At 64.4% G+C, this 16,366-nt stretch carries 13 protein-coding genes and 2 tRNA genes; 5 read left to right on the top strand and 10 right to left on the bottom strand.

All coding sequences use genetic code 11. From position 1 onward, the window contains the following. Positions 1–53: 53 nt before the first annotated feature. The 3 genes from ACIPV6_RS13650 to ACIPV6_RS13660 are packed head-to-tail and all read right to left on the bottom strand — an operon-like array spanning position 54 to position 2,475. On the bottom strand, positions 54–956 hold the full coding sequence (locus tag ACIPV6_RS13650; protein WP_400271387.1) for a DMT family transporter: 903 nt from the start codon (positions 954–956) through the stop codon (positions 54–56). Then, complete coding sequence (locus ACIPV6_RS13655; RefSeq protein ID WP_400271388.1) at positions 956–1,579, bottom strand: CDP-alcohol phosphatidyltransferase family protein; 624 nt, start codon at positions 1,577–1,579, stop codon at positions 956–958. Before ACIPV6_RS13655 ends, ACIPV6_RS13650 begins: the two co-directional genes overlap by 1 nt. A gap of 47 nt (positions 1,580–1,626) precedes the next feature. Next, the gene (locus ACIPV6_RS13660; protein WP_400271389.1) at positions 1,627–2,475 is read right to left on the bottom strand and encodes a phage holin family protein; all 849 of its coding nucleotides are present in this window, start codon (positions 2,473–2,475) and stop codon (positions 1,627–1,629) included. Positions 2,476–2,649: 174 nt separating this feature from the next. Here ACIPV6_RS13660 and ACIPV6_RS13665 point away from each other — a divergent pair, with 174 nt between their 5' ends. From ACIPV6_RS13665 to ACIPV6_RS13685, 5 genes are all read left to right on the top strand, one after another. Next, a complete protein-coding gene (locus tag ACIPV6_RS13665) occupies positions 2,650–3,879 on the top strand; it encodes a multidrug effflux MFS transporter (RefSeq protein WP_400271390.1) in 1,230 nt (409 codons plus the stop codon). 52 nt (positions 3,880–3,931) lie between these two features. Next, positions 3,932–4,111, top strand: a complete 180-nt coding sequence (locus ACIPV6_RS13670) for a glycine zipper domain-containing protein (protein ID WP_400271391.1) — start codon at positions 3,932–3,934, stop codon at positions 4,109–4,111. Positions 4,112–4,195: 84 nt separating this feature from the next. Next, complete coding sequence (locus ACIPV6_RS13675; protein WP_400271392.1) at positions 4,196–6,673, top strand: bifunctional lysylphosphatidylglycerol flippase/synthetase MprF; 2,478 nt, start codon at positions 4,196–4,198, stop codon at positions 6,671–6,673. 42 nt (positions 6,674–6,715) lie between these two features. Continuing rightward, positions 6,716–7,999, top strand: coding sequence for an alpha/beta hydrolase (locus tag ACIPV6_RS13680; RefSeq protein ID WP_400271393.1), 1,284 nt, complete (start codon positions 6,716–6,718; stop codon positions 7,997–7,999). A 47-nt stretch (positions 8,000–8,046) separates the two neighbouring features. Continuing rightward, positions 8,047–8,454 carry a hypothetical protein gene (locus ACIPV6_RS13685; protein ID WP_387433762.1) on the top strand — a complete coding sequence of 136 codons (408 nt, stop codon included), beginning with the start codon at positions 8,047–8,049 and terminating at the stop codon, positions 8,452–8,454. 48 nt (positions 8,455–8,502) lie between these two features. Here ACIPV6_RS13685 and ACIPV6_RS13690 read toward each other — a convergent pair. The 7 genes from ACIPV6_RS13690 to ACIPV6_RS13720 all read right to left on the bottom strand — a co-directional run bounded on the left by ACIPV6_RS13690 (position 8,503) and on the right by ACIPV6_RS13720 (position 16,291). Next, positions 8,503–8,575 (bottom strand) — tRNA-Asn (locus tag ACIPV6_RS13690). A 116-nt stretch (positions 8,576–8,691) separates the two neighbouring features. Continuing rightward, a tRNA-Asn gene (locus ACIPV6_RS13695) sits at positions 8,692–8,764 on the bottom strand. 51 nt (positions 8,765–8,815) lie between these two features. Continuing rightward, positions 8,816–10,699: a DNA primase gene (gene dnaG, locus ACIPV6_RS13700; protein ID WP_400271394.1), complete on the bottom strand. Its 1,884-nt coding sequence runs from the start codon at positions 10,697–10,699 to the stop codon at positions 8,816–8,818. A 34-nt stretch (positions 10,700–10,733) separates the two neighbouring features. After that, on the bottom strand, positions 10,734–12,050 hold the full coding sequence (locus tag ACIPV6_RS13705; RefSeq protein WP_400271395.1) for a deoxyguanosinetriphosphate triphosphohydrolase: 1,317 nt from the start codon (positions 12,048–12,050) through the stop codon (positions 10,734–10,736). A 64-nt stretch (positions 12,051–12,114) separates the two neighbouring features. Continuing rightward, positions 12,115–13,296, bottom strand: a complete 1,182-nt coding sequence (gene dusB, locus ACIPV6_RS13710) for a tRNA dihydrouridine synthase DusB (protein WP_400271396.1) — start codon at positions 13,294–13,296, stop codon at positions 12,115–12,117. Between the two features lie 99 nt (positions 13,297–13,395). Next, the gene (locus ACIPV6_RS13715) at positions 13,396–14,841 is read right to left on the bottom strand and encodes a YibE/F family protein (protein ID WP_400271397.1); all 1,446 of its coding nucleotides are present in this window, start codon (positions 14,839–14,841) and stop codon (positions 13,396–13,398) included. 76 nt (positions 14,842–14,917) lie between these two features. Then, a complete protein-coding gene (locus tag ACIPV6_RS13720) occupies positions 14,918–16,291 on the bottom strand; it encodes an FAD-binding oxidoreductase (protein ID WP_400271398.1) in 1,374 nt (457 codons plus the stop codon). Positions 16,292–16,366 lie beyond the last annotated feature (75 nt).

Raw genomic sequence — 16,366 nt, forward strand, 5'->3', positions numbered from 1 at the left:
GTGTCGCCGGTTTGCCGGGCCGCCGAGGCGGTGGCGCAAGGTGCTGCACTCCCCTAGGCCTTCCGGTGTGGTACCTTCGCGTCCTTCTTGCGCTTGGTGACTTCCGGGTGGTGGCGGCTCAGGGCAATAACCCCCACGATAGCAAGGACAGCCGCCGCGGCCATGGCGATTGCCATGACGGCGTGGACATCGGGACGTAGCTCACCCAGGATGACGATGCCGATCGCAATGCCCACCATGGGGTCGATCACGGTCAGCCCGGCGATCACCAGGTCCGGTGGGCCGCTGGAATAGGCGCTCTGCACGAACCACGAACCCAGGCCACCGGCCGCGGCGATGGCAATCAGGGTGTACCACTGGACGTTGAGCAGGAACAGTCCGTTGGGATCCAGCAAATGCTTGCCGATAATGCGGGTCAGGACGGCGACGAAACCGAACAAAACGCCCGCGCCGAGGATGTACACGAACGCGCTCATGCGGTGCTTGAAGAGTACGGCGAGGGTGCCGAACAGGCCTACTGCCAGCGCCAGGAGCAGGACGATTGTCAACTCGTCCTCACCGCTCACATGGTGGTTTTCCTGCGTCACGTTCACGGCCAGCAACACGAACAAGGCGGAGCCGGTGACGCAGGCGGTAATGGCAACCACCGTGGCGCGGTTGATGCTGAGCCCTTGGTCCTTGGCGTTGACCACCGTGGTGATGACCAATGCGATGGCGCCGATCGGCTGGACCACCGTCAACGGCGCAGAGACCAGGGCGATCGCGTTCGCCGCCATGCCCAGGCACAGCAGCAGGAGCCCGAACATCCAGCGCGGATTGCGGAGCAGCCGGAGGAAGCCGTTGGAGCTGAGCGCCAGGCCGCCGGTATCGGCCTTGACCGCACTGCCTTGGCGCTGGGCGCCGACGGCCAGGAAGAATGCGCCAAGCACCGCAAGGAAAACGGCAAGCCACACCATCAGCCGCGTCCGCCGTCGTCGTTCTGCAGTTCCTTGCCTTTCCGCAGGATGGCCCAGAAGTAGTTGTAGGCAGCGATCCAGTGCCCCACCAGCCCCATTCCGAGGAACGTCCAGGCGGCAACAAAGTACACGTCCGTGAAAGGCAACGGCAGCTTGGACAGCACCAGCAACGGGGTGCCCAACAGCAGCAGGGCCGTGCGGATCTTGCCAACCACGCTGACGGGCAGGTCCGGGTGGTTCCGGAAGTAGATCAGTGAAGCTATGGCCAGGACTGCGTCCGGAACTACCAGCGCGGCCAGGTACCACCACTGCACGACGCCGGCAATCGCCAGGGTGACCGCCACGGCTATGAGGGCGGCACGGTCCGCCATGGGATCCAGGATCCTGCCAAGTTTGGACGTCTGGTCGAAGCGGCGGGCGATGTACCCGTCAACCCAGTCCGTGCTGCCCATGACCACCAGGACCAGGACGGCGAAACCGTACTCCTTCTGGGAGAGGACCAACCAGACGAAGAGCGGGACGCCCATGAAACGCAAAACCGTCAGGACATTGGGAACCGTGAAAATGAGGTCGTGATCCACTTGGGGACGGTCAGGGCGTGATCCAGCACCGATCAGCCTCATGATGTCCCCCTTCCCCTCGTTTTCAGTATGTGCGGTGCGTCAGAGTGCTATTTCTTCAGCAACTTGCGCAAGGCAAACACAAAAACGGCTGCGGCTGCTCCGAATGCGGCCAGGTCCTTCCAGCGGGCCTTGATGCGCCCGGCGAGGTCCTCGGGGACGGATTCGCTGACGCCGGCGAACCTGACGGCGGCGAACTCCCGTCCTTCCTGAAGCTTCTGGTTGGCGCTGTCCAAGAGGGCCTGGCCCTGCTTCTTGACATCCAACTGTTCACCGAGCTCATCACGGACGCCCGTGAGGTGCTCACGGCGCTTGTCCAGCCGACGGCGCAGCTCGGCCTCCGTGGGTGCCTTGACCGCATCAGCTTCCTTGGCAGCTTCCTTGGCTGCTTTCTCTGCCTTGGCCTTTTCAGCCGCAGCCTGTTTCGCGGCCTTGGCCGCCTTGGCTGCAGGCGAGTTGGGATCAAGGATGGATTCGTCGAAGGCCGAACCTTCCTTGGCAATGCCAAGATCATGCTTGATGCCGCGGATGGTGTCCTCGGGAACCAACGGCATGGCCTTCTTGAACTTGGCGACCCCTATCAAGGCACCGAGTGCCACGATCAACAGGAAAACGGCGGAAACGATCAAAGCGGCCAACCAGCCCGGCATGATGGTTGCCAGGCCGAGGATGGCGGCCACCACCAGGGCGATGACCAAAAGTGCCAGGAACACCAGCGCGACACCAAAGAAGGCACCGGCAACACCAACCTGCGTCGCCTTGCGTTTAAGCTCAACCTTGGCCAGCGCGATCTCGTCGTTGAGTTGCCGTGGGGCCAACCGCGCAACCAGCTTGAGGGTTTTCGGCAAAGTACGGATGGCCGGACCTCGACCTGTCCGGCTGGTGTGACGTCCACTCATGGGTTCCGCCTAACTGCTTCCTCTGGGCTTCGTGATGGGCAAACGCGGCTAAAAAGCAGGCCGCGGGCACCTGTCCTCAAAACTATCATTCAGGTTCCTGCTCACCTTCCGCGTGTCAGTCTGCGGCGCGCCCCTCATGGGCTAAAAAAATCTGATGTTTCGGCCATAGGATAGATGATCGTGACGAACCCCATAGCCCCGGGCGATTCCCTGAGCCGACGCGAAAAACTTGTCTACATACTTCTGCTGGGCGCGCTCACAGCATTGGGCCCTTTTACGGTGGATCTCTACCTGCCTGCTTTCCCTGCCTTGGAGGACAGCTTTGGCGTGTCGGCAGCGGCGATCCAACTGACGCTGACGGGTACGACGGTGGGCTTTGGACTGGGCCAGTTGGTGGTGGGCCCCTTCAGTGACAAATTCGGGCGGCGCCTTCCTTTGATCCTTGCCACGGCCCTCCACATCGGCTCCTCCCTGGGCGCAGCGCTGTCCACGGACATCGGACTCCTTTCCTTGTTCCGCGTGCTCATGGGCATTGGCGCTGCCGGTGGCGGCGTGGTGGCCATGGCCATGGTGCGTGACCTGTTCCATGGCTATGCGATGGTCCGGATGTTCTCCCGGATGTCACTGGTGAACGGACTCGCGCCGATCCTTGCGCCGATCATCGGCTCGCAACTGCTGTTGGTATTCCCGTGGCCCGGCATTTTCGTCTTCCTGGCCAGCTACGGAACGCTGGTGATCGTGGCGGCCGTCTTCTTCATCAAGGAGACGCTGCCGGCCGAGCAGCGCGGTAAATCGGACGTCACAGTGGGCCAGCGGTACAAGAAGGTCCTGACGGACCGTGTCTTCGTGGGCATGCTGATGGTGGGAAGCCTGAACTTCGGTGGCCTGTTCGCCTATCTCTCAGCATCGACGTTCCTGTTCCAGAACATCTACAACTTCTCCGCCCAGGAATACGGGCTGCTCTTCGGCGTCAATTCCCTGGGCATCGTGGCCGGCGTCCAGATCAGTTCCCGGCTGATCAAACGGGTGGCACCCCAATGGATCGTCGCGGGAGCCACCCTGTTCCTCCTCCTCATGGCCGGCCTGATCGTGGTCCTGGACCTGCTGCACGTGGGCCTGTGGGGCATCCTCATCCCGTTGTGGTTCTACATTTTTGCCACCGGGTTCATGTTCCCGTGCGTCCAGGTGCTCTCCTTGGCCAACCACGGCGCCCAAGCCGGAACCGCGGCTTCCATGCTTGGGGCTGCGCAGTTCCTCATGGCAGGCGTTGTTCCCCCGGTGGTGGGATGGTTGGGCGTCAGCTCTGCCGTTCCCATGGGCACGGTCCAGGCTGTGTGCATCGCGGGCGCCATCGCGGCCCTTTGGCTGGTGGTCCGTCCGCGGACGGTTCCCTCAATCCACTGATCCGGCCTTCGAGGACCAGGGTTACAGGGATCCGGCGCCGTAGGCTGGGACCATGACGAAGAAACCGCACCGCAACGGCCGGGGACTGTTCCTCGGAGCCCTGCTTGGCGCCGTCGTCGGAGCCCTGCTCGGCCGCATGGCCGGAAGCGCACTCTTCGGCGCGGTCCTTGGCGCGGTGATCGGGGCTGCCCTGCTGTACCGGGTCAACCCCGGCCCTTGGAACCGACAGTAGCCACACCTCCCCATCCGGGCGTCGGCAGGGCAGAATGGTGGCCAGCCGGGGTTACCCGTGCAACACCTGTGAAGGGGACATCACATGAGTGCGGCTGTGGGTTTGAGGGGTACGGTACGCGGCGCGGCTGCCTTGCGAAGGCTGCCGCTGACGCTGGGACTCATCGCAGTCCTCTGGATCATCGGGGCAGCAACGGGCAGCGTGCTGGCCGGGCCAAGCGAGCCGCTCCTGGAGCAGGTGGGCCTGGGCCTGGCCGTTGAACCTGGACCGTGGTGGTCCGTTTTCACCTCAGGTTTCTTCGCGTCAACGCTGCTGGACTACGTGGCTTGCACCGCGATGATCCTGGTTGGTGTGGGAATCGCCGAACGCACCATGGGCGCCTGGCTGGCCCTGGCCGCTTTCGTGGCAGGAACCGCGCTCAGCGCCTTGGTGGTGGTCGTCCTGGTGGAGTTCGGCACGGACAACAGCGACCAGTGGCTCAGCTTCCTGGGCGGCGAATACGTGGTGGGTGCCTACGGTGGAGCGGCGGCGGCCCTGGGATGCTCGACGGCGGCACTTGACGCCCTTTGGCGGCGGCGCCTCAGGACCTGGTTGCTTGCCGCCACGCTGATGTTCGCGTTGTTCGTTGGCGTGGCCCAAACGCTCCAGGCCTTGGCCGGTGCCGTGATCGGCATCCTGGCAGGCTGGGGCATCCAGTCCCTCGTCCTGCGGCGCAAGGCAGGCTCCTTCCATTCCTCGAGCCTTCGCGAAACCCGGTTCCTGGTGGGCACCGTGGTTGGCGTCTTCGCGTTGGGGCCGCTGCTGACCCAAGTGACGGGTACGTTGGAAGTGGGGCCGCTCTCCGTGGTGTCCCAGGTGATGTTGCAGGCCAGTCCCACCATGGACGAAGTCCAGGAAGCCTGCGACAACGACAAGAGCTGCGTCACCCTGCAAAGCGTGGTGGGCGTCCAGAGCTTCGGGGCAACCATCCTCACAGTGATCCCCGTGTTGCTGCTTCTCGTGTGCGCGGAAGGTCTCCGCCGGGGACGCCGCCTGGCCTACAGGCTGACGCTGGCCATCCAGCTGTACCTGGCCGCGGTAACAACGTTCACCATCCTGCAGTACGTCAGCGACCCCGAAGTGACACTGGGCAGCGACGACATTGGATTCCTGCTGCTCTATGCCGTACCGGCCATTCTCGCGCCGCTCGTCATCGCTTCCCTGCTGCTCGGCAACCGGCACAAGTTCCGGGTGGAATCCAGCGATGCATCCTACCGGGTCCTGGGCAGGACCACCTTGGCCATGGCGGCTGTTGCCGTGGTCCTCTATGCGATGTTCTGGTTCCTGGAGGGCAACCCGGACCGCTCCACGCCGTGGGACCTCCTGGGGCAGTTGACGCACATCCTTGTCCCGTTCCCGGTCCCCTTTGTCACCGAGCTCCCCCAAGGGCTATTGAGCACCGTCCTGTACGGGCTTGGAGGGGACGTCATCTGGCTGTGTATCCTGCTGCTGGTCCTGAACAACTTCCAGCGGTTCAGGACGCTCGCCACGGATCCGGCCGCGGACCTGGGGCATGCCCGCGAACTCATTCACGACGGCGGCAACTCGCTTTCGTGGATGGCGCTCTGGGACAACAACCAATACTGGTTCACTCCCGACCGCAAAGCAGGCCTTGCCTACCAGGTCCACAACGGCATAGCCCTCACGGTTGCCGGTCCGTTCGGAGGCAAGGAGCACCAGTCAAGCGCGGCCACCGGGTTCTTGTCGCACTGCGCAGCCCTGGGCCTCACGCCCTGCTTCTATTCGGCTACCGATGAGCTGGACGCGGCGCTCCTGCCCCAGGACTTCCGCAAGCTGGAGGTGGCCGAGGAGACGCTGCTGAACGTACAGACCATGACCTTCAAGGGGAAGGAGTGGCAGAACGTCCGGACGGCCTTGAACCGGGCAGAGAAGCTCTCCATCAAGGACCACTGGCACCACTACCACCTCATGCCGCCCGGAATCCGCGCGCAGCTGGCGGAGATCTCCGAAGAGTGGGTGGCTGACAAGGCCCTCCCGGAGATGGGCTTCACCCTGGGCGGCCTCGATGAACTGAAGGATCCCGAGGTGCTCTGCTGCGTGGCCGTGGACGACGACGGCCTGGTGCACGGCGTCACCAGCTGGTTGCCGGTCTTCAGCGATGGAGTGGTGACCGGCTGGACCCTGGACTTCATGCGGCGCCGTACCACAGGATTCAAGGGCGTCATGGAGTTCCTGATCGCATCGGCCGTGACCCACTTCAAGGAGGACGTTCCCCAGATCTCCTTGTCCGGCTCGCCCCTGGCCAACACGGGCTCCGCACCGGACGACGGCGACCACAGTGCACTGGACCGCGTCCTGGCACTGCTGGGCAATGCCTTGGAACCGATGTACGGCTTCAAGTCCCTCGCGGCCTTCAAGTCCCGCTTCCAGCCGAACACCGCACCCTGTACATGTACTACCGGGATCCCCTGTCCCTGCCGGCGATTGGTTTGGCGGTGGGCTCGGCCTATCTCCCCGGCCTCTCCCCTGCCCAAAGCGCCGGATTGCTCCGCCAGATGGTAGCCCGGGAGGCCGCTGCATGAGCAAGGGACGGACGCAGCCGCGGTGAACGACCTCCTGAAAATCGAGATCACCGGCCCCGTGGTCATGACCATCGCCGTTGTGGTGGGCGTGGGCATGTTCCTTCTGCTGTTCCTCCGGCCGTCATCACGGTGGGCCATGACCGCCGTGCTGGGCATCAGCGTTGCCGCCCTGGTGGGCTGGCTGACGGTGTGGCTGGTGGAGGACGTCATGGACGTCTTCCACGTTGGCCTCACGCCGAGGGTTTGGTTCTGGGTCATCACCGGCTTCGCGGCCCTGGGGCTGGCGATTGTCACTTTCCGCCATAGTCCCCGGTGGAGGAAGGTGGCAGCAGCCATCTCCATTCCCGTCTTCCTGCTGGTGACGGCCCTGGGCGTCAATACCGAGTTCGGCCTGAACAACACCCTCGGTTCGGCACTCGGCATTTCAACGGAAAGTCCCATCCAACTGGAAAAACCGAACCCCGATTCCTCCATCCCCGCGGGACCACTCTGGCAGAGCTGGAAACCGCCGGCCAACATGCCTTCCCAGGGCAAGGTGGGAACCCAGGTCATACCGGCTACGGAATCCGGGTTCAACGCCCGCCCTGCCGGGATCTACCTGCCTCCAGCGGCCCTGACGGACAATCCGCCCAAGCTCCCGCTGTATGTGCTCATGATGGGCCAGCCGGGCTTGCCGGACCCCCAGTACGTGTCCGCTGCACTGGATGACTTTGCGGCGAAGAACAATGGCCTTGCCCCGATCGCGATCGTGGCCGACCAGATCGGCCCGGACCAGGACGACACCCTCTGCCTCGATACAGCCACCTACGGCAACGTGGAGAAGTACATCAACGTGGACGTGGTCAAGTGGGCCAAGCAAAACCTGAACATCCTCCCGGACCGCGACCACTGGACCATCGCGGGCTACTCCAACGGCGGCCAGTGCGCCATTTCCTTCGCGGTGAAGTATCCAAAAATGTGGGGCAACGTGGTGGATATCTCAGGTGAAGAATTTCCTGGCGCCGAGGACCCGGCCGGGAACCTAACCGAGATCTTCCACGGCGACCAGGCCGCCTATGACGCGCAGAAGCCCATCAACATCATGAAGGGCAAGCAGTTTCCGGACACCACTGCGGTTTTCACGGCCGGCTCGGACGATGTTGTGTACGTTGCCGCTGCCAAGGCCGTCTCTGCCGCGGCGAAGGCCTCCGGGATGACGGTGACGTACTACGAGGTGCCCAACGGCGGACACGTCGGCATTGCCTTGAACGCCGGGCTGGTCAAGGGTTTCGAGGTCCTCTACCCGCGCCTGGGATTGTCGCCGTAGGGGCTGCGCCTCTGTTGTGGCCGGGATACGGACGATAAAGTTGAGGTGTGCCACATTGGCAAGAGCTGCAGCCGCTACCGGCACCTTGGCAGCGTCGGGATGAGCGCATCCTGCCGCTGTGGTGGGACCGGCTGTGCTCCGTGACGAGTCCCCAATCAGCGGCCCTCTACGCTGCCGGCCTGTTCACCGACGATCGCCGCCGCCCCATCGCCCAGTGGTTCAATCCCGAGGCCGATGCCGCGCTGCTGGTGGCTCCCGAGACGTCACCGGAATGGCCAGTCCAGCGTTTCGGTATTTTCTATGCCCCTCCGGGTGGAGGCTTCACGCGCGTCTACTCCGCACCGCACGAGTGGCACCCACGGGAGCCGAGGACTCCGCCTACTGAGCAGGAAGCCTTCCTGGCCGCGGTGGCCGAAGCCTCGCGCTTCCTCCAGGTGGAGATGGACTTCGTCTAGGCAAAAGTGGACCCCGCAACGGCGTGAAGCCGGTACGGGGTCCGTGCGCTCCTCCGACTGGACTTGAACCAGTAACCCTTCGATTAACAGTCGAATGCTCTGCCAATTGAGCTACGGAGGATTGAAGCGGTAATTAGCTTAACAGGGCCCAGCCGAAAAGCGAAATCGACGTCGCATACCCCCTGGGGGTATAAAAATACCCCCGTTCCGGAGATCCGAAACGGGGGTATGTGCGCGCTCCTCCGACTGGACTTGAACCAGTAACCCTTCGATTAACAGTCGAATGCTCTGCCAATTGAGCTACGGAGGATTGAAGCGGTAATTAGCTTAACAGGGCTCCGCCGAAAAGCGAAATCGAGCCTCAGGCCTCAGCCCGCAGTGCCCGGCGCTCCATTTCCAACTGCATCAGCTCGCGGTTCAGCCGCTGGAATTCCTCCGGATTCGCTGCGGCATCCAGGCGCTGCAGCTGGCCCATCTTGTCTGCCTTGATGCGGGTGATCTGCAGCTCGAACAGCCTGGCGAGGATGTCGCGGCAATACCGCTGCATTGCCTCCGGCGTGCTCGCCGGCAACGGAGTCACCGCCAGCTCGGACACCAAGGGCCGCAGCGGCTCGGGAACCTCCTGGCGGACCTTCTCCACCCAGGCCACGGGATCGCCCGCCTGGGCCACTCCCGTCGCCCTGATGGCCGCATGGAGCGCCGCATACGCCGGAGTGGCAAAGTAGGAGGCCTCGAAACGCTCCCAGTTTCCCTCGCCGAGGACTCCCGGCTCCTGCAGTACCACTTCCAAGGCCTGCCGCTCCATCCCGGCTACGGGGTCGCGCGGGTCGGGACGGTTGAACGCCGGACCGTTCGACGGCGGTGCTGCCGCCGTCGTCTGTTGTTCGGGCGACCCCGATGGGCTGCCACCGGAGGCGGCCCGCTTGGCCGCTGCCCCGACATATCGGCTGACTTCCTCGATGGGCATGCCGAGCCATCCCGCGAGTTCGCGGGTATAGGCCGGACGGATTCCTGAGTCCCTGATCTGCGCCACCACGGGCGCAGCTTCCCGGAGGGCAGCGACGCGGCCCTCCACGGTGTCCAGGTTGTGCTTGCGCAACGAGGCACGGATGGCGAACTCGAAGAGTGGTTTCCGGCTGGCGATGAGCTCGCGGACGGCCGGATCGCCCTTGAGTTGGCGAAGATCACACGGATCGGCGCCTGTGGGCTCCACGGCCACGTAGGTCTGGGCCTGGAACCGCTGGTCCTCTTCGAAGGCCCTGAGCGCAGCCTTCTGCCCGGCGGCATCGCCGTCGAACGTGAAAACCACCTCTCCCCCGGTGCCGTCGTCGGAAATCAGCCGGCGGGCGATCTTGATGTGTTCGGTTCCGAACGCCGTTCCGCAGGTGGCCACCGCCGTCGCAACGCCGGCCAAGTGGCAGGCCATGACGTCGGTGTAGCCCTCCACCACCACCAATTGACGGTCCTTGGCGATGTTCCGCTTGGCGAGGTCGATGCCGTAAAGGACCTGGGACTTCTTATAAAGCGTGGTCTCGGGTGTGTTGAGGTACTTGGGGCCCTGGTCGTCCTCGAAGAGCTTGCGGGCACCGAAGCCGATGGTGTCCCCTGCGATGTCCCGGATAGGCCAGATGAGCCTGCCGCGGAAACGGTCGTAAATCCCGCGGTTGCCCTCGGAGAACATCCCCGTGAGCTTCAACTCCGCGTCGGTGAAGCCACGGCCCCGCAAGTGCTTCAGCAGCGAGTCCCAGCCCTGCGGCGCGTAGCCAACTCCGAAATGTTCGGCGGCGGCCCGGTCGAAGCCACGTCCATCCAGGAAGTTACGGCCTTCTGCGGCCCCCGGGGTCAGGAGTTGGGCCCGGAAGAACTCATCGGCGATCTTGTGGGCATCCAGCAGCCGTTGCCGCTTGCCCACTTCCTCCCGGCTGGGACCCGTGCCGCCGTCCTCGTACCGCAGTTCGTAGCCGATCCGGGCAGCGAGTTTTTCCACGGCTTCGTGGAAGGAGCTGTGGTCCATCTTCTGGATGAAGGAGATCGCGTCCCCGTCTTCGCCGCACCCGAAGCAGTGGTACCGACCTACTTGGGGACGGACGGTAAAGGAGGGCGAGCGCTCGTCGTGGAAGGGGCACAGGCCCTTGAAGCTGCCCAGTCCGGCGCTCCGGAGCGTGACGTAGCCGTCCACGACTTCCTTGATGTCCGTGCGCTGGCGTACTTCATCGATGTCTTCACGTTTGATCAGGCCAGCCACTAGACCATCCTAGTCCGGCAGGATGGGCGGGAAACTACCACAGCGACGGCAGGCTCCCCACCAAACGCTCGTACATCGCCAGGGCCGAACCGTCGGTCAGCGAGGCCACTTGGTCGATCACCACGCGGAGGCGGGCGCCATCGTCGACGGCGGCACGCCAGTCCGCAGCGAACATCGGCTCCAGGTGCCGGTCGCCGGTGGCGTTGAGCACGCCCACCAGGGCGTGCAGGACTTCGCGCTGGCGCTCATAGACCGGCTGGCGGTGGTCCGTGGAAATGACGAAGGTGGTGGCCAGGCCCTTGAGCACGGCGATCTCCGTGACCGTCTCCTCGGGCACCATAAGCTCGGCACCGTAGCGGGTCAGGTTGGACGGGCCGAAGTGCGCGCGGGTGGTTTCCATGGCGCTCTGGCAGAAGCGGCCAATCAGCTGGCTGGTCATGTCCTTGAGCGCCGCCATGGACTTCCGGCTGCCGTCGGCCTCGCGGACCCACACCGTGGTGGCTTCAAGCCGGGCCAGGGCAGCGTCGATCTCTGCAGGCTCGTTGTGCGGCAGGTACCACTGCTTGGTGTAGCCCACCACGCGTGCCCTGTGGTCCGGGTTCTCCATCCACTTCAACTGGAAATGGCCGGCGACGATCGCGTCTTCCACGTCGTGGACGGAGTAGGAGATGTCATCCGCAAGGTCCATGACCTGCGCTTCGATGCAGGAGCGGTTGCCCGGGGCGCCTTCGCGAAGCCACTCGAACACGGGGAGATCATCCTCATAGGCGCCGAATTTGCTGGTGCGGTGCCCATGGATCACCGGGGCGTCCAGTGCCGACCACGGATACTTGGAAGCAGCGTCCAGGCTGGCCCGCGTGAGGTTGAGTCCGGCGGGGCGCCCGTCCTCGGTGAGGACTTTGGGTTCGAGCCTGGTCAGCAGCCGCAGGGTTTGGGCATTGCCCTCGAAGCCGCCAATGGCGTGGGCTACCTCGTTGAGCGCCGATTCGCCGTTGTGGCCAAACGGCGGGTGTCCGAGGTCGTGGCTGAGGCAGGCGGTATCCACCACGTCCGGGTCGCAGCCCAAGGACCGGCCAAGCTCGCGGCCTACTTGCGCTACCTCCAGGCTGTGGGTCAGCCGGGTCCTGACGAAGTCGTCCGTGTCCGGCGCCACCACTTGGGTCTTTGCACCGAGCCGGCGCAGGGCCGAGGAGTGCAGCACCCGCGCGCGGTCGCGTTCAAAGTCCGAGCGGTACGTGTTTTTTCGCGGCTCTTCGACCCAACGTGCGGAGTCCGCTTCGGAGTAACCGGGGATCGCCTGCGCATACTCGTGCGCAGTTCCGGCACGGCCGATCGTTGCTTCGGTTCCCATGGGTTTCTGCCTCCTTCGTGCGCCGTCCTCTGGTGCCTCTTGAGCCAGTCTTACACGCTGGAAGCTAGCCGCCCGAAACGTCCAGCTCCGCTGCCGCGATGTCGGCGCTTTGTTCCGCGTTGAGCTGGCGGCTGTCCAGCCAGTCCTTCGGCAAAGCGGGCCGCTTGGGAGATCCTGCGCGGCCTCTTGGGCCTTCGGAGTCCACACCCGGGTACGGCAGGTCCAGGTCCAGTTCGGCCAGCAGCTCCCGCAGCACCTCAAGCGTGGGAACGGTGGCCAACTTGGCCCGGAGCTCCCCGCCAACCACGTAACCCTTGAAGTACCACGCCATGTGTTTGCGGATTTCGCGGAGGGCCTTGTACTCGTCGTTCCCGAAAGTCTCCACCATGAGCTCGGCGTGACGGTAGACGCCGTCGGCCACTTCGCGCAGGCCCGGACGGTGCCGCTCATCGCTGCCCTCGAAGGCGGCCTGCAGGTCGCCGAACAGCCAGGGGCGGCCTTGGCAGCCGCGGCCCACCACAACACCGTCGACGCCGGTCTCCCGGACCATGCGGACAGCATCCTCGGCAGACCAGATGTCCCCGTTGCCCAGGACCGGGATGTCCGGGAGGGCTTCGCGCAAGCGCGCAATGGAAGACCAGTCGGCTTGGCCGGAGTAGAACTGCGCCGCGGTGCGTCCGTGGAGCGCGACGGCGGCCACACCGGAGTCGCGGGCAATCCGGCCGGCATCGAGGTACGTCAGGTGGTCCTCGTCGATGCCCTTGCGCATCTTGATGGTCAGCGGGATGTTGCCCTTGGACGCTTCCTTGACGGCGGTCTGGACAATCGATGTGAAGAGGTCGATCTTCCACGGCAGCGCCGAGCCACCGCCGCGACGGGTGACCTTGGGCACAGGGCAGCCGAAGTTCAGGTCAATGTGATCGGCCCGGTCTTCTTCGACGAGCATGCGGACAGCCGCGCCCACGGTCACCGGGTCCACGCCGTAGAGCTGCACGGACCGGACTTTCTCGTCCTCATCATGCGAAATGATCCGCAGCGATTCGGGCGTCCGCTCCACCAAGGCACGTGAGGTGACCATCTCCGCCACGTAGAGTCCGCCACCGTATTCGCGGCACAGCCGGCGGAATGCGGAGTTGGTGATGCCCGCCATCGGGGCGAGGATCACGGGAGTGTCCACGGTGATGTCGCCGAGCTGCAAAGGCGGGAGCTCGAGCTTGGGAGTGGGAGGGGTTGCTACTGCAGTCACCTATCCATTGTTGCAAATCGGGGCAAATCGGCCGGCTTGCCAGATCCACCACCCGGCACTCCTAGCGTTGTCACCAGTCAGCGATGACAAATGTCATGCCTATTCCTTGTGACGCTCGGCTTCCCGACGGGCGCGGCGGCTTCCGGGACGCGCGGGTCCGGCGCCGCCGGTGCGGTCGCCGGCGTCGGGCCTTCCGTCCCGTTCGGAACCCACGACGGCGGCGGCCGCCGCGAGCGCCCCGGTATCGGCGATGTCGTCAGGACCCACGGTGGCGGCCGCAGCGCCCCGCTTCAGCCCGGTCGCCTTGACCACGAGCACTGCGATGAACGTTGTGACGGGAATGGCGAGGACCAGGCCAATGGAACCAACCAAGGTCCGGATGACTTCCTCGGACAGTTCGGCGCTGGTCAAGGCCTCGGCCAGGGGACGGTCGTAGAGCATCACGATGATGAGGATGGGCAGCGCTGCACCCGCGTACGCGAAGGCGATGGTGTAGACGGTGGAGGCGATGTGGTCCCGGCCGATCCGCATGGCGGAGGTGAAGAGCTTCCTGGCACTGGTATCCGGTGCCAGTTCATAGAGCTCCCAGACAGCAGACGACTGTGTAATGGTGACATCGTTCAGGACGCCCAGTCCGGAAATGATGAGGCCGCACAGGATGATGCCGGAGATGGAGATCTTGTCCGACATATTAATCAGCGTGGCGGCGTCATGGTTGCCAACGCCCGCCAGGTTGGCTGCGTCCGTGGCCCAGGCGGCCAGCAAGGCCGTGATGCCAAGCCCGAAGATGGTTCCGAGCAACGCCGTGGACGTCCTGGCAGAGAAGCCGTGTGCGAAGTAGAGCACCCCGATCATGATCACCGTGGATCCCACCAACGCCAGCAGCAGCGGAGGCTTGCCTTCCACCAGGCCGGGAAGGATGAAGCTGACCAGGACCGCGTAAGCTCCCACCAGACCAAGGAGGGCCCGGAAGCCACGCCACCGCGCAACGGCGATGACCACTACCGCGTAGAGCACGGCCAGCAGGGCGATGGGAACGTTCCGCACGAAGTCGACAAAGACGTACGACGGCGAACCGCTCTCTGCCTCTGCACTCTGGACACCGGAGAGGTTGAGGTAGCGGATGGAATCACCCACATCCACGCCATGGGACTTGGCAACGTCCGGGTTGATGACCACTTTGACGGGTTCGCCGCCCTTGTCCGGCTCGGTGAAGGCGAAGGTGCACTCGGAGCCTGAGGGGGTGTCCTGGTTTTGGCCGGTGTCCGTTGGGCTTGTGCTTGTCTGGCCCGTTTGGGTGCAGCTTTCCTGGACGACCCGCTGAATCTTTCCGGTATCGAAGGTGACCCCGGGGGCAGCCTGGTAGGGACTCGCGAACGAAATCCCTTCGCGGCTGCCCGAGGGCCACAGAACCATCATGGCAACGATCGTCAGTACGCCCAGCGGCACCAGCACGGCTGCCAGGAACCAGTTGGCCCTTTTCCGGGACGCAATCGCCTCGGGCGTCGGCTCGGAACTGTCAACGTGGGAGTGACCGTGACCCATCAGCAGCTAAACCTCATGCCTCAACCCTACGCGGCCCAAGCCACGGGCACTCGACGCGCCCGGCGCTATCCCCGCCTCAGGCAGGTTTGATGTTCTGGTTCACGTGGAAGAGGTTGCCGGGATCGTACTTTGCCTTGATCTGCACCAACCTGTCCCAGTTGGGACCATAGTTGTCGCTGACCCGCTGCTGGTCCTCGGAGTCCATGAAGTTGATGTAGCCGCCCGCCTCGGAGTGCGGTGCCAAGGCCTCGGCGTACCCCCGCGCCCAGGCAATGTTGGCCTCGTTCTCAGCGGGATCCACCCACTGGGTGGCGATCACCGGCGAGAACTTCATGTCCCTGTTGGCGAAGGCCGTGTCCTGGACTCCCACCCTGGAGACGGCCCCGTCGATCGGGTAGACGTGGACCGAGGTGTTGACGCTGGTGACCGTCGAGCCGAACGTGGCGTGCGCCCCGATGGCGCCGTCATTAAGTTCGCGCAGGAAGTTGGCCTTCCAGTAGCCCTGCATGCCTTTCTGGTTCAGTCCATCAAACGCCACGTTCAAGGCCGGGTAGGGCATGGGGCCAACCATTGACCCGGCCACGGGTGCGGCGTCCAGGAAGGGCTGCCAACGCGAATCCCCCTCGGCCGGGTCTCCGGTCCACATTCCCACCACGACGCACACTGGCTTGCCATGCCATTCCTCCGGAAGGAAGGGTACGGGTGGCCCTTGGTGGAAGCCCAGGAACGCACCAAACTCCTCCGGTGCCGCGGCAATGTAGTCGCGGTAGAACCGTGCCACGGTGTCGATGTGCTCAGCGCCATACAGGACGATTCCGGCATGGACCATGTCCACCGGATGGAGTTTGAACTCGAACGAGGTCACCACGCCGAAGTTGCCCCCGCCACCTCGCAGGGCCCAGAACAAATCCTCGTTGCTCTCTTCGCTGGCGACGAGGAACCTGCCATCAGCCGTAACAACATCAGCGGAGACCAGGTTGTCACAGGAAAGCCCGAACTTCCTGGCCAGATAGCCGATGCCACCGCCCAGGGTCAGGCCCGCCACACCGGTGGAGCCCACGATGCCGCCCGTGGTGGCCAGCCCAAAGGCGTGCGTGGCGAAGTTGAAGTCCGCCCACGTTGTTCCGGCCTCCGCCCTCGCCGTTCCGGCTTCCGGATCCACGCGGACGCCTGTGCGGTTCACGAAGTCCAGCACCAGGGCGTCATCCCAGGTCCCGAACCCGGGTGCGCTGTGCCCGCCGCCACGGATGGCCAAAGGCATGGCGTTGTCCCTGGCGAAGTTGACGCCCGCAATGACGTCGGCCACCTGGGCCACCCGGACGATGCCCGCCGGGCGTTTGTCCACCATCGCGTTGAAGACGGACCGCGCAGAATCGTAGTCGGGATCTTCCGGAGTGATGAGTTGGCCGCGCAACTGTTCCCGCAGCCCATCAAGGGCCATTGCATTCATTTGTCCACCACCGATGAAACATGTGAGACCGGGATGTTCCCACGCCGGTTCCCTCCAGCTACGGCGGCGCGGGGT

It is taken from the genome of Paenarthrobacter sp. NPDC089988, from assembly GCF_044748465.1.
Classification (GTDB): domain Bacteria; phylum Actinomycetota; class Actinomycetes; order Actinomycetales; family Micrococcaceae; genus Arthrobacter.